At 45.8% G+C, this 11,987-nt stretch carries 14 protein-coding genes and 2 pseudogenes; 6 read left to right on the top strand and 10 right to left on the bottom strand.

Going from position 1 to position 11,987, the window contains the following annotated elements; all coding sequences use genetic code 11:
- Positions 1 to 169 precede the first annotated feature (169 nt).
- The 5 genes and pseudogenes from GCU48_RS29120 to GCU48_RS09940 form a co-directional block, all read left to right on the top strand.
- Positions 170 to 268 (top strand): annotated as a pseudogene (locus GCU48_RS29120) (glutathione peroxidase); the annotation flags it as partial.
- A gap of 155 nt (positions 269 to 423) precedes the next feature.
- Positions 424 to 588: a thioredoxin domain-containing protein gene (locus tag GCU48_RS29125; RefSeq protein ID WP_370880935.1), complete on the top strand. Its 165-nt coding sequence runs from the start codon at positions 424 to 426 to the stop codon at positions 586 to 588.
- Between the two features lie 133 nt (positions 589 to 721).
- Positions 722 to 1,318, top strand: a complete 597-nt coding sequence (locus GCU48_RS09930; protein ID WP_152379897.1) for a TetR/AcrR family transcriptional regulator — start codon at positions 722 to 724, stop codon at positions 1,316 to 1,318.
- Positions 1,319 to 1,329: 11 nt separating this feature from the next.
- On the top strand, positions 1,330 to 2,070 hold the full coding sequence (locus GCU48_RS09935) for an SDR family oxidoreductase (RefSeq protein WP_152379898.1): 741 nt from the start codon (positions 1,330 to 1,332) through the stop codon (positions 2,068 to 2,070).
- Positions 2,071 to 2,128: 58 nt separating this feature from the next.
- The gene (locus GCU48_RS09940) at positions 2,129 to 2,665 is read left to right on the top strand and encodes a Crp/Fnr family transcriptional regulator (protein ID WP_025716517.1); all 537 of its coding nucleotides are present in this window, start codon (positions 2,129 to 2,131) and stop codon (positions 2,663 to 2,665) included.
- Here the strand turns inward: GCU48_RS09940 and GCU48_RS09945 are convergent.
- From GCU48_RS09945 to GCU48_RS09990, 10 genes are all read right to left on the bottom strand, one after another.
- Entirely contained in the window at positions 2,598 to 3,119 is a 522-nt protein-coding gene (locus GCU48_RS09945) for a DinB family protein (RefSeq protein ID WP_152379899.1), read from the bottom strand. The two genes, GCU48_RS09940 and GCU48_RS09945, sit on opposite strands and share 68 nt — an antisense overlap.
- Positions 3,120 to 3,185: 66 nt before the next feature.
- Complete coding sequence (locus GCU48_RS09950) at positions 3,186 to 4,130, bottom strand: helix-turn-helix transcriptional regulator (RefSeq protein ID WP_152379900.1); 945 nt, start codon at positions 4,128 to 4,130, stop codon at positions 3,186 to 3,188.
- A gap of 112 nt (positions 4,131 to 4,242) precedes the next feature.
- Positions 4,243 to 4,599 (bottom strand): nucleotide excision repair endonuclease, encoded by a 357-nt coding sequence (locus tag GCU48_RS09955; protein WP_152379901.1) that lies wholly within the window; start codon positions 4,597 to 4,599, stop codon positions 4,243 to 4,245.
- A gap of 157 nt (positions 4,600 to 4,756) precedes the next feature.
- Positions 4,757 to 5,497 (bottom strand): YheC/YheD family protein, encoded by a 741-nt coding sequence (locus GCU48_RS09960; RefSeq protein ID WP_152379902.1) that lies wholly within the window; start codon positions 5,495 to 5,497, stop codon positions 4,757 to 4,759.
- Between the two features lie 16 nt (positions 5,498 to 5,513).
- On the bottom strand, positions 5,514 to 6,626 hold the full coding sequence (locus GCU48_RS09965) for a 2-aminoethylphosphonate aminotransferase (protein WP_025716512.1): 1,113 nt from the start codon (positions 6,624 to 6,626) through the stop codon (positions 5,514 to 5,516).
- Positions 6,623 to 7,783, bottom strand: a complete 1,161-nt coding sequence (gene aepY, locus GCU48_RS09970) for a phosphonopyruvate decarboxylase (protein WP_152379903.1) — start codon at positions 7,781 to 7,783, stop codon at positions 6,623 to 6,625. The genes GCU48_RS09965 and aepY overlap by 4 nt, the downstream gene beginning before the upstream one ends.
- Positions 7,783 to 8,682: a phosphoenolpyruvate mutase gene (gene aepX / locus GCU48_RS09975; protein WP_025716510.1), complete on the bottom strand. Its 900-nt coding sequence runs from the start codon at positions 8,680 to 8,682 to the stop codon at positions 7,783 to 7,785. Before aepX ends, aepY begins: the two co-directional genes overlap by 1 nt.
- Before the next feature lie 41 nt (positions 8,683 to 8,723).
- Positions 8,724 to 9,452 carry a YheC/YheD family protein gene (locus tag GCU48_RS09980; protein ID WP_152379904.1) on the bottom strand — a complete coding sequence of 243 codons (729 nt, stop codon included), beginning with the start codon at positions 9,450 to 9,452 and terminating at the stop codon, positions 8,724 to 8,726.
- 326 nt (positions 9,453 to 9,778) lie between these two features.
- On the bottom strand, positions 9,779 to 10,441 hold the full coding sequence (locus GCU48_RS09985; RefSeq protein WP_152379905.1) for a hypothetical protein: 663 nt from the start codon (positions 10,439 to 10,441) through the stop codon (positions 9,779 to 9,781).
- Positions 10,442 to 10,697: 256 nt separating this feature from the next.
- A complete protein-coding gene (locus GCU48_RS09990; protein WP_244316181.1) occupies positions 10,698 to 11,228 on the bottom strand; it encodes a right-handed parallel beta-helix repeat-containing protein in 531 nt (176 codons plus the stop codon).
- A 98-nt stretch (positions 11,229 to 11,326) separates the two neighbouring features.
- On the opposite strand from GCU48_RS09990, the pseudogene GCU48_RS09995 reads away from it, so the two are divergent.
- Positions 11,327 to 11,951, top strand: a pseudogene (locus GCU48_RS09995) (acetate uptake transporter).
- The last annotated feature ends 36 nt before the right edge of the window (positions 11,952 to 11,987 follow it).

The following is an 11,987-nucleotide window of genomic DNA, read 5'->3' on the forward strand; positions in this document are numbered from 1 at the left end:
AGAGGCAAACTCCTCCTATCCTACCTTTTTTGATTCAATAGAGATGCGTAATGTGTGCATTACACGGCGCATTATTGGATGTGCCTATAAATGTGATTCCAATTATATATTAGACCAATACCAGCTTCGGATATATGATGTTAAAAATACCGTGAGGAGGAGCACTAACATGTCCATTTATGATTTCCAGGCAACCACCATTTACGGGAAACCAGTTGAATTCTCAGAGTATAGAGGAAAAGTTCTCCTTATTGTAAATACAGCCAGCAAATGCAGGTAATTTACCAAAATGAACATGGCTTAACGTTCCCGCTATTTGAGAAAACAGACGTCAGAGGTCCTTCTTCCCTCCCATTATTTCAGTATCTGACGCAGCAGGCACCCTTTCAAGGCTTCGATCCCCAGACCAAGGAAGGCCGATTCATGGATAGCTTTCTTCGGGATAAGCATCCAGAAATATACGCTGACGACGGGATCAAGTGGAACTTCTCCAAATTTCTGATTGATCGTGATGGTCATGTAAGAGGAAGGTTTGAAGTAACGACAGAGCTCTCTGCCATAGAAGCTGTCATCCAATCACTGTTATAGCTTCTCTGCTGTCTCCTTTAAATATTTTCAGAAAAGAGTATCAAGTGACAAATATTATTTTTTGTCATTTGATACTCTTTGTGTTATCCTGATTGCAAGGAGGTGAATTACACGGCAAATACGTCGTGTTTCTATGGAAAAACTCTCAGAAGTGTTAACTAAGGAACAGATTCTTAGCGCGACAGAAGAAACGCTCAAGCGTTTTGGTATAGCCAAAACCTCCGTGACCGATGTGGCTAAAGTATTAGGTGTGAGTCATGGCACCATCTACCGACATTTTAATAGCAAAGCTGAACTTCTCGAAGGTGTAACCGAAAAATGGCTGAATGAAAAGATTATCGCTCCACTGTCGAAGGTGTGCCTGGATTCATCCTTAACAGGCGCATCCCTTTTAAAACGATATTTACAGACTTTGGTCGAACTCAAGCATTACTACGCCCGTGATGACGAGGAGATGTTTCGGATGTACACCCGGGTCACCGAGCAAGCGGCTGATTTAATCGAGCAGCATATAGACCATATTGTTAGGCAACTCGCTGATATCATTACACGGGAGGGCATCACATCGGATCAGCCAGCTCAACTGGCTCGTACTCTTTTTTATGCTACAGCCCGCTTTCATCACCCTGCTCATGCTTATGAATGGAAGAATCCTAAAATAGATCAAGAGTTTTTGGATGTGTGGGCGCTTTTGGAAAATGGAATCTCTTCAAAAATATATGGAAGGTAGGTTGAATACGCATGAAACAATTGGACGGAAAAATAGCGATTGTCACCGGATCATCAAGAGGAATTGGACGTGTCATTGCGGAGCAACTGGCGGAACTGGGCGCTCATGTAGTCATTAATTATGCCAGCAGCCCGGATAAAGCCCAACAGGTCGTAGAAGGTATTATTGAAAAAGGCGGCAAAGCTATCGCGCTCCACGCCGATCTGGGCAAGATAAGTGATATTGAAGCATTATTTACGAATACCATTGCTGAATTTGGCAGATTAGATATTCTGGTTAACAATGCCGGACTGATGATTACCAAGCCGCTTGCAGACGTGACAGAAGCCGATTTTGACAAACAGTTTGCACTGAATGTAAAAGGCACCTTCTTTGCTTGCCAGCAGGCGATGAAGCACATGGAGAACTACGGAAGAATCGTAAACCTGTCCACGTCCGTAATTGGACAAATGTTCCCGGCCTACAGCGTATACGCAGGTACTAAAGGTGCCGTTGAACAATTTACCCGCCAGCTTGCGAAAGAGTTCGGAAATAAACATATTACGATTAATGCCGTGGCTCCCGGCCCTGTAAATACCGAGCTTTTTCAAGAAGGGAAAACCGCGCAGCAAATCGAAGGTATGAAAAAGCTGAATGCGTTCGGCCGTCTAGGTGAACCCGAGGATATTGCAGATGTGATTGAGTTTCTGGTCAGCGCCAAATCACAATGGGTTACCGGGCAGACGATCCGCGTCAACGGGGGATTTATCTAAAAAATTGAAATCGAATGATGCAAAATGCAGGTACATGGAATGGAGGCTGCACACGTTCATGATATTACACAAAGGTGAAACCCTATTTCGACAAGGGGAATCCGGCCCTCTGTATCGGCTAAAGAGCGGCTTGTTAAAAATCATCCGAGTCCACGAGGATGGCTCGCAAATTTTAGTCAACGTTATTGTGCCCGATGAAATCATCCCGCATCACTCCCTAATCAGCCCCAATCCGTATTATGGTACAGCGATCGCACTGGTATCCTGTGAGATTGAGGTTCTGTCACAAAAGGAATGGTACCAATCGCTAGAGCAGGACCCGACGCAATGCCGGGCTATCGCTTTGCAGCTACAAGACAAACTGCGCATGATGCAGCAGCGGATCGACCAGCTCACTGAAGTTTCGCCTGCTGAAAAGCTTCGGAAACTTCAGAACTGGTTCCACTCCTATATTGCACCCGCCACATTAACGGACGTGCTGACACAAGAGGAAATCGGACAATTCATCGGGCTGCGCCGGGAAACGATTAACCGGCTATTGCGTGCTTCAAACGCTCCTTCTGCAAGAGATGATGCCGATAATGCATCTCGATAAGCATAAACCACTCCCTGGCATTCAGCGCACCAAATCTGGGATGAGGGATGGTACACCCTTCTGACGATTTACGGAGGACAGGTTCAACCTCTCTCATTTGGCGGACCACAGCCTGTAATCCCTCCACAATGTCTTCTTTGCTCGTCGGTTGCGGAGGAGTGTACTGCGAAGATGGTGGGACCTGGATACGCACTGGCGGAAAGCCTCCCAGATCAAAAACGGCTGTGCCCGCCTCCGTTTTAGCCCCCATCTCACCATCTGGCTTTAGGCAAAGCTCGATATTTTTAAGCTGCATATGAAGGGCAGAATTCACCAAGTGGAGGTACATTTGCCCAAGTGACCATTCACCCTCCTGCGGTGTATACTGCAATTGCTCCAAGCTAAAGCTGTCCAATTCATGGAGATAGTGTTGTACCGTTTCTTCAAAACGCTGTAAAGTTTCAATTGTATTCATATACTTAAATACACCCCTTTTCATCAAGTAGCTTTACTATACACAAATGCTACTGACAGCAGTATGTCAGTAGCATTTCAACATTTTTTCGACTTCTGCACGTACTCGCTCTCGAAGGGTCTCAGGCTCCAGAACGACCATATCCGCACCCCATCCGAGTATCCATTGCAGTAATTCCTCCGGCTGCCTCACGCGAAAGAGTACATGCAATCCATCTGCACGCTCCTCCATGGTCTCCATGTAAAAATTGCTCGCTTCCCTCACTTTATCTGCGATATGTGGATGAGCTAATATACGAACATACACATGACGGTCATCGACTTGCTTGTAATCCTGTAAATTAAAATCGACAGGGAGCTGAAACCTGTCCTCCAGCACGGTCAGCTCGTCCATACGGGACAAGCGGAAGTGGCGAAGCTGCTGCCGTAATTCACATTGCCCCATCAAAACCCACGAACCATGAAACAGTACAAGACCGTAGGGTGCAACTACACGCACACTTTGACGATTCCCATCGGCCTCTGGCATTCTTTTGGAGTAGCTGAAGCGTACCTTTTGTTTTTCCAATATCGCGAGACGCAGCGTTTCCAGATAGGTTTTTTCTCTAGGATCTACTCCTTTACCCCCTGCGAACAGCCTGATGGTGGTACGCACCCGCGAAACCTCCCTGCGAATGCTCTCCGGTAAAATAGCTTCGATCTTCCGTCGGGAAGATTGCGCCTTGCTGCCGTATTCTGTATCAAATTTCTGCTCGACAAAATCTGTTCCTATCAGCAACGCTACGGCCTCTTCCACGTTAAAGCTCACTGGCGGCAGGAAGTAGCCCTCCATTAAGGAATATCCGATGCCTGGTGCTCCCACAATCGGTACACCCGATTCGCTTAAAGCCTGTATATCCCGATAGATGGTTCTTACACTCGTTTCAAATATAGCCGCCAAATCCTCTGCCCGTAAAATATGCTTGCGTTGCAGCTCTAGCACAATCGCTAGCAAACGGTCTGTTTTATTCATACCAGGGAACCCCCTCTGGAGGAATCTACATGTACTAATAATAAAAGAGCAATAAGGGCAGTACAACTACTGCAGCTTATTGCTCTTTTATATTGCATACCGGGTCACTCCATTACTTGAAAAACACTTTTTCGACGTTATACTTGGCCTTTTGTGAATTGATGATGTAGGTTTCATAAATTTCTCGTTCTACCGCATCTTCCACAATACAAACCTCGATAAGCGCCACTTCATTCCGATACGCTTTCATCGGCGATACCGTATCTTCAAAATGCTTTTTAATTCTTTGTCTCAGCTTTCTTGCTTTACCAACGAACAGCAATTCCTCCTGTGCGTTATAGAACATAAAGATACCAGCCTTGTCTCTAGGGATCAGGTGAAAATCTGTAAATCCGTAAATATGGCTGAGCTCAGGGTTAACCTGCTTGGTAATCGTAATGTCCGGGGTGGGAATCGTTATATTGATCATTGTGTCACTTCCTCATTGTATATAGGTGTACATACTATCACAAATATGAAGGTAACACCATTGAAGATCGTCAAAGGGACGGACCAACGATGACAAATAACCCAGGCAGAAGCCTCTTTCGTAATCTGTTCACGAGAGAAGGTACAGTCATTTTGTATCAACCGTTTTTGTAATCCGTAATGCGATGATACATCGTTTTATCCTTCAGCTTACGGAAATGGGATCTTGCCGGAAAAAGATTAGCTTCAATAATCCCGACACGTCCTTTTCGGTCTATTCCAATGTCCAGTCCATATATACGGTGCCCCGGGAAAAAAGTGCTTAATCTCTTCGCGGAACGGATGGAAACACGATCAATATGGGACTCTAATGCACTGGCAGACAGGTGTCGAATGGAGGATTGTCGAATGCCGGATTTAAAATGGTATAATGTTCCCTTACTCCGTGTATTGTTGGAAACAAAATAGCCTTTGCCTGCAACTTTGATAACCTTGCCTGTGACTACCCATACAGATGAGTTAATTCTCCGTTGAATGATGACTCTCATATCAAAAGGGCGTTTGTTGATGGTCGGACGGGTAATTCTGCGTTGAATCATATAACTGGCGTTCCCGATTTTTCTTCTAATATAATGATACGTATTGGTTCTGCCCCGTACTAAAGTTCTTTTATTCTCGTAGTGTACGATGTACTCATGGTTTCCTACCCAGGAGACCTGAAAGATCCCCCGGCCACGACTCCCCCACACCGGTTTCACGATAACATGCCCATACTTGGAGAGAAGCTTCGAAAAATTATACCTGTCCAGTAGCTTCGTTTCGGGGACGTAAGACCTCAGAGACGCATGCCTTCTCAATAACAAATATTTATACCACTTATCCTTTGCTGCTGATGCCATAGGGACTCCACCTTTCTCATCCGCATTTTATGCTACTGAGATAGCGTTCAAGCAATTCCAAAAATAACTCCATTTCCTTATACGTGATATCACCTATATTGGCAATTCGGAACGTATTTAGTTTCTCAAGTTTGCCGGGATAGATCATAATGCCCTTGCTGTAAAAATAATCATGCATAGATTGAAAATCATAACCTGCACAATGAGGCTCAAGAATGGAAGTAATGATTTTGGAGTGATGCTCCTCGGGAATGATATAGGTTAGACCTAAGCGGGTTAACCCGTTAATTAAGGTTTTCCAGGATGTCGCGTACCTTTCGTACCTTTTATCCACCCCTTCTTGCTTTAATTCCTCAATCGCTTGCCTAAGCGCATATAAGGTTTGGACTGGAGGTGTAAACCGCATCTGTCCATGTTCCACAAAATAGTTGTATTGAGCATACAAATCCAAATAATAGCTTCTTGGTTTCTGGCCTTTCAAATGCTCCAATTTGCTTTTTTCGGCGATCACAAACGAAACCCCGGCCATTCCCTGTAAGTTTTTGTTGGAGCTTGCCGCCAGGTAGGCAATATTCATTTCCTTTAATTGAATTGGAATGGCCGCAAATGAGCTCATGGCATCCACGATCATGTCGATTTGATACCTTTTGCATAATTCTCCGATATCCTTCACCTTGTTAAGCAGGCCAGTTGTCGTCTCGTGATGAACGACGGCCAGATGGGAGACGGTGCGTTCAGAAGATTGGATATACCTCTCTAATTCAGCCAAATCAATAGCATCATCGGGAGGACTCTTGAATTCAAAATATTCCACTCCATAAACCTTCGCTATCTCGCACATCCGTTTTCCATAGGCTCCATTGCTGACAATGATCACCGCATCGTGATTCGGCACCGAACTGATGATGGACTCCACCGCTGCAGTACCCGACCCGCCAAACAATACGGTCGCATAATGATCCGGGTCTGCGACCAGCCGGGTAAGCTCTGTAGAAATATACTCCATGATTTGGCCAAACTCGGCTTCACGAGGACAAATATCCGGAACCACCTGTGACCATTTCACACTTTCTGTAGTCGTTGCCGGACCAGGGGTAAGCAAAATGTTTTTCTTGACGGGAGAACTCATGAACCGCTCACTTCCTTGCCCTTCAAAGGACTGTTATGAATAAACCGCTGCAGACGTTCTTTTACTTCATAAGGCTTCATATGCGGACGAGCAAGCTGATCCTTGGAATACTTGGATATTTTCAGGTACAAAAACGTAAGTCCTTTATCCACTTTCCATTCTTGTAAACAGGCCCTCAGTTCCTCGAGACTGTGAACATGAATCGACTTTGTATACCCGCAGGAAGCGGCAATGTCTATGAAATCGACATTATGGGATACCGTACTCTGCCCGCCTGTTGATTCATGAGCGTTATTATCGAGCAGAATATGAACCATATTGGCTGGATGATAATAGCCGTTGGTTGCCAGGCTCCCCATACGCATCAACAGAGATCCGTCTCCGTCAATCACGACGATATCTTTGCTTGGTTGGCTCAGAGCCAAACCAAACCCCAAGGAACCGATGCATCCCATAGAACCTACCATGTACAGGTTGTTAGCCGCATCTTCAATTTCATACAGCTCACGCCCGGTTTTACCAGTTGTTGCGAGCTGTATGGTATCGTCGTCTTTCATGGAGTTAATCGCTGATAATGCATCATACCGTGTAGGCATTTGATGGTCCGCATGACCATGCTGTCGGATCTGATTTAAATGAATGGAGGTTTGCAGTTTTTGCAATGGCTCTTTGTCGAACGTCCCTTTCTTAACAACAAAAAAGAACGAGCGACGCCGGGCAATTTGCTCATTAGCCTGGATCAGCTGATTTTTGGCCTCTTCTAAATCCTTGGAGAGATATTGCCATTCCACATTCATCACATCCAGCATTTGCGTTGTAATCCGGCCCATCAGTTCATGCTGAGGTTCGTCAGGTATCCCCGGTTCTCCGCGCAGGCTGACAAATCCAAGCAGCGGAATATGAAAAGGGTAATTAAGAGAGGTCAATGGCGAAATAGCGTTGGTCAGCCCTGAATTTTGCATAAGGACTACCGACTTCTTCCCACCTATATAAGCTCCAGATGCAATGGCGACCGCATCCCCTTCGTTAGCCGCTGCAACATAATCACATTCGTTTATCGCATAATTGATCAAGCTTTTCAAGAAAGAGCATGGAACACCGCTGAAAAAGGTGAAACCTAATTTTTTCAGCTCTTCTCCTAACAATTTCGTGTCCATTATACGTGCTCACCCGAATCCGGTTCTGACGATGGGAGGTATTTTCGTTCCGCAGCTTGCAGCTCCTCGACCCCTTGAAGCCGGAATACTTCTTCGAGGGTTGCAACTCTCTTTTCGATATGGACAAGGCTTTCATCCCGATAAATTCGGTCAGATAATTGTTTCATGGCTCGGATGGATGCTCTCAAATTATGGTTTGCCCAAATCACAAGGCTGATTCCCATCTCCTGAAACCTGACGGTTGGGGTTGTATAGTATTTGGTAGGCACGATCACTACCGGCAATCTTCCGGCCCATTCCTTCATGAACGCTTCAATCTCTGTGACATCCGATCTTTTGCTGTGTATAAATACGGCATCGGCTCCTGCCTTCCGGTAGGCCTCCGCCCTTTGCAGCGCCTCTTTAAGCCCTTTCCCGGCAATAAATGCCTCTACTCTGGCCACCACCGTAAAATCCGCGTCCGTTTGTGTATCCTTCATCGCTTTAATTTTCCCGGAAAACTCCTCGATATCAGCCAAAGCCTGCTCTCGACCGCTAATGAAAGAATTCGTTTTGGGAAACCGCTTATCCTCGATGCATACCCCAGCAATATGACGCTGCTCCAGTTTCCTCACCAGCCGCCTTGCATTATTGAAGTTGCCGTACCCCGTATCTCCGTCCAGCAAAATCGGGATGGAGGTAGCATCACTCATGAATTCCAAAACATCCAAAACCTGCGTCCATGAGGCCTCATTGCTGTCCCTTACTCCCATCGCTGCAGAGATGGATAACCCGCTGGCCCAAATTCCTTTAAACCCCGCCTCCTCCACAATTCTAGCTGACAAACCATTATGGGCTTCCATGATAAACTCCAGTGTTTGAGAATGGACCAAATCTCTAAGTTGCTTTGTTTTTTTCATTGAAGCTTCTCCTTCTCCCCTAAAAATAACGTGCAAGGAATCTACTTCCAAATAATACTCTTGTTTCTCATGATCGTGTTGATCATAGTAGGATCGGGAAGCTGAGTAAACAGCATATGTCCGGGGTGTGAGTTGGCCTCTATAATCCAAATACGGCCTTTTTTATCTATGGCAATATCGACCCCCAATTCGCGAACCGGATGCCGTTTATTAATCGTTTTGGCAATGATGACGGATAACTTGGAGATTCTACGATAATAGGCATCTGCTTTCGTACGGTTGTGCTTAAAAAGGCTGAAAAGAGCTTGATGCAAAGATACTGCATGCCCGCCTTTAAGATAATTGGTAACATACTTATGAGGTGCCGCGACACGGGCGGCCGCGCCAGAAATTACCCATTTTCTCCCTGGTTTCTGTAAGTATATCCTGGTGTCAAAAATCGACCCGTGATACTTAGCTAACCGAAGTCCTTTCTGTACTAAATACATGTGTCTGGATTTCTGGTATGACTTAATTGCTTTTAAAACAAAACGAGATCCAACAATCCTTCGGCTTGAGCCCCTACGAACCTCATATCCTTTTTTCAATCTTTTGACCCGGATGATCCCGCTACCACCACTTCCGTGATTGGGTTTTATGAAGACCGATGAATAGGTATTCAGCATCCGCGAGGTCCTCGAATCCGTAAACCAGTGGGTTTCAGGTAAATGCGGACGCAAAACGGGATGTTGCAGCATTTCTTTATACTTTTTCATTTTTCCAATGGGCACTAGTCATCCCTCTTATCTTTTTTGATTTTTGCGCATACCGTATGCATATGCACCTAGTCCTCCTCCTGCGTGGGCCGCTACCTCTGTTAGAAACGAAGATATATGTCACAAACAGCATGTCCCACCTGTTATAAATATGAATCCCCCAAGGAGATAGCCTTTCGGACAGGCTCGGGGTCTGGGGTCCGGACTTTAGAAAATAGACTGTCACCAAATAACAAAAGATCCGCAACCTCTTTCGGTAGCGGATCTTTTGTTATTTGGTGACACAACCTGCTCTCGTGCCAAGTGATATATGACTCATGGCCGAATGGCTGCTTGTCCAATTATCGGCTCCCCGGGACAGGCTTCGTCGTTTTCCCCACGCTTTTTTCCAGTACCCAAACAAGAACCCCCACCGCAAGGCTGGCGATGACCGCCGTGATCGCGGACCCGCCAGCATGTAGCAGCAACACGGGAACCCACAGCAGTCCGAGTGAACGATGCACGGTCCGCATCCACTTGTTACGAACTTTGTTAATAAAGAAGCCATATCCGGCGAGCGCCAGCAGAATGGCAAAGCTCGCAAGCCCGCTGTAAGTTTTGTGATCTTGAAGCTTGGTCATCAAAAAATAGACACCGTGGACGGCAATCAGGATTAAGGTTGCCCAACCCAGCAGCTTATGCATGGAATGCAACAACTTCCCGGCCTTTCTAACCAACACCGATGGCGATCTCAACTTCTTCTTAAACCAGAACCAAGAGAAAGCAGCCGCCCCAAGGAACACAGAGATAGTACCCAACGTCTTGAATATTTCCCCGTTGCCTCCATGCCCCTCCCCTCCGGGAGGACGACCCATCTGTCCTGCGTTGCTTACGCCGCCTTTTGGTGGTCGTGGGCCAAGCTCTCCGCCGGAAACTGAAGACATGTAGTAATAGTAGATTACGAACAAAGCTGCTACTATAACTGCAATCATTGCCGGAATCCAAACGGTCTTTTTCGTGTTCATTCGTTATACATCCTCCCCAGGAAAATTGCCTTGATTGTACCCGGCCAAGATGAAGGCAAGATTAAAGCTAGCTGAAAGTATACCTTTTAATGAATATAAAAATACTTGGAATAATACTCATTTTGACCGAAAATATAAAGGGTAATTTTGTAATAAATTCCACTATTTTATCAGGGAGAGTGTGTAATATGCCAAACATCTTTAATCGGAAGGTCAGGCTCAGCTTGTTGCTCGTAGCTATCATTGCGTTTGTTATTCAAGGTTCTACAGGTGACATCCATGTGGCCCATGAAGAATTGGTTTGGATAAATTCATTATCCGTAAAGGTATTGCCATCCGATTGGACCAGCAGACCTTGCAGGGATGCATTTTTCACCGTATTCCCGTATACGTTGTTACCTGTAGCTCCAGTCAGTACAAAGATTCTGCGCGGATAATTTTCAATTACATTATTGTTGACGATATTGTTAGCACCATTATTAGGGATGCGAATGCCTGCGTAGCCGTCAGATTGATGGGTTTTGTTGATAATTTGGTTCCCGGTAACCGTCGTGTAGGTTGCACGTGACAGATTGATTCCACTGCCGCCGCCCGAATTGGTAATCTGGTTATTCGTAATTTTGACGTTACGGAACTCACCTGCCGGGAAGCTTTTATGTCCGGTGGCAATGGCATGTCCATTATTCCGGTCAAAGCGGCTGTTGGTAATCTCTGAATCTCTCGTTCTGCGAAGAAGAGCTCCAATCGTGGTATCGCAAATCTCATAATCGGTAGCAGAATTATGCACTATGCGAGTACGTCCGTTTCCGTTACAATATGTCAGTGTGATTCTGGCATCGGCAGATTGACGCGTACTTGAACATTATTGGAGGCTTGTATTTTTTCATGCAAAACGAATCTCATTCTAACGTAAAAATCGTAACGGCCGATCCGAGTGCGATCGGTCTGTTTGGCTTGGCTATTGTCACGCTTGTGGCTTCTTCCCAAAAGCTCGGCCTCACTGAAGGCCTGAGTTTTATTATCCCTTGGGCTATTTTCCTCGGTGCCTTCGCACAGCTGTTTGCCTGCATTCAGGATGCAAAGCATAACAACACCTTTGGCATGACGGCATTTGGTGCTTATGCCTTCTTCTGGTTAGCCGTAGCCAGTAGCTGGATGATTAAAATGGGCGTGTTCGGATCAGAACTGGCATCTGCTGTAGATGGCAAGCAGCTTGGTTTTGCCTTCGCGGGCTATCTTATTTTCACGCTATTCATGACCATTGGCGCCATGGAGACACATAAGGTTCTATTCTTTATCTTTGTCCTGATTGATTTTCTATTTCTTGGCCTTAGCTTCGATGCATTCGGCGTTGCTCCAGAGGTGTTCCATACCCTCGCAGCCTATGGCCGAAATGGGGATTGGTCTGCTTTCATTGTACGGTACAGGAGCCGCAGTTCTGAATGCCCATTTTGGCCGTACGTTCCTGCCTGTAGGACGTCCCTTCGGCATTTTCAAACCGCGCCCTTAGCTGTATATGTAAGCCCCGCAAAGCCGCCTTTCGCGC

This window comes from Paenibacillus brasilensis (genome assembly GCF_009363115.1).
Lineage (GTDB): Bacteria > Bacillota > Bacilli > Paenibacillales > Paenibacillaceae > Paenibacillus > Paenibacillus brasilensis.

Excerpts from the sequence above, each read along its gene's own strand:
- GCU48_RS29125 (WP_370880935.1), top strand. The coding sequence starts at position 424 with ATGGATAGCTTTCTTCGGGATAAGCATCCAGAAATATACGCTGACGAC.
- GCU48_RS09930 (WP_152379897.1), top strand. The coding sequence starts at position 722 with ATGGAAAAACTCTCAGAAGTGTTAACTAAGGAACAGATTCTTAGCGCG.
- GCU48_RS09935 (WP_152379898.1), top strand. The coding sequence starts at position 1,330 with ATGAAACAATTGGACGGAAAAATAGCGATTGTCACCGGATCATCAAGA.
- GCU48_RS09940 (WP_025716517.1), top strand. The coding sequence starts at position 2,129 with ATGATATTACACAAAGGTGAAACCCTATTTCGACAAGGGGAATCCGGC.
- GCU48_RS09945 (WP_152379899.1), bottom strand. The coding sequence starts at position 3,119 with ATGAATACAATTGAAACTTTACAGCGTTTTGAAGAAACGGTACAACAC.
- GCU48_RS09950 (WP_152379900.1), bottom strand. The coding sequence starts at position 4,130 with ATGAATAAAACAGACCGTTTGCTAGCGATTGTGCTAGAGCTGCAACGC.
- GCU48_RS09955 (WP_152379901.1), bottom strand. The coding sequence starts at position 4,599 with ATGATCAATATAACGATTCCCACCCCGGACATTACGATTACCAAGCAG.
- GCU48_RS09960 (WP_152379902.1), bottom strand. The coding sequence starts at position 5,497 with ATGGCATCAGCAGCAAAGGATAAGTGGTATAAATATTTGTTATTGAGA.
- GCU48_RS09965 (WP_025716512.1), bottom strand. The coding sequence starts at position 6,626 with ATGAGTTCTCCCGTCAAGAAAAACATTTTGCTTACCCCTGGTCCGGCA.
- aepY (WP_152379903.1), bottom strand. The coding sequence starts at position 7,783 with ATGGACACGAAATTGTTAGGAGAAGAGCTGAAAAAATTAGGTTTCACC.
- aepX (WP_025716510.1), bottom strand. The coding sequence starts at position 8,682 with ATGAAAAAAACAAAGCAACTTAGAGATTTGGTCCATTCTCAAACACTG.
- GCU48_RS09985 (WP_152379905.1), bottom strand. The coding sequence starts at position 10,441 with ATGAACACGAAAAAGACCGTTTGGATTCCGGCAATGATTGCAGTTATA.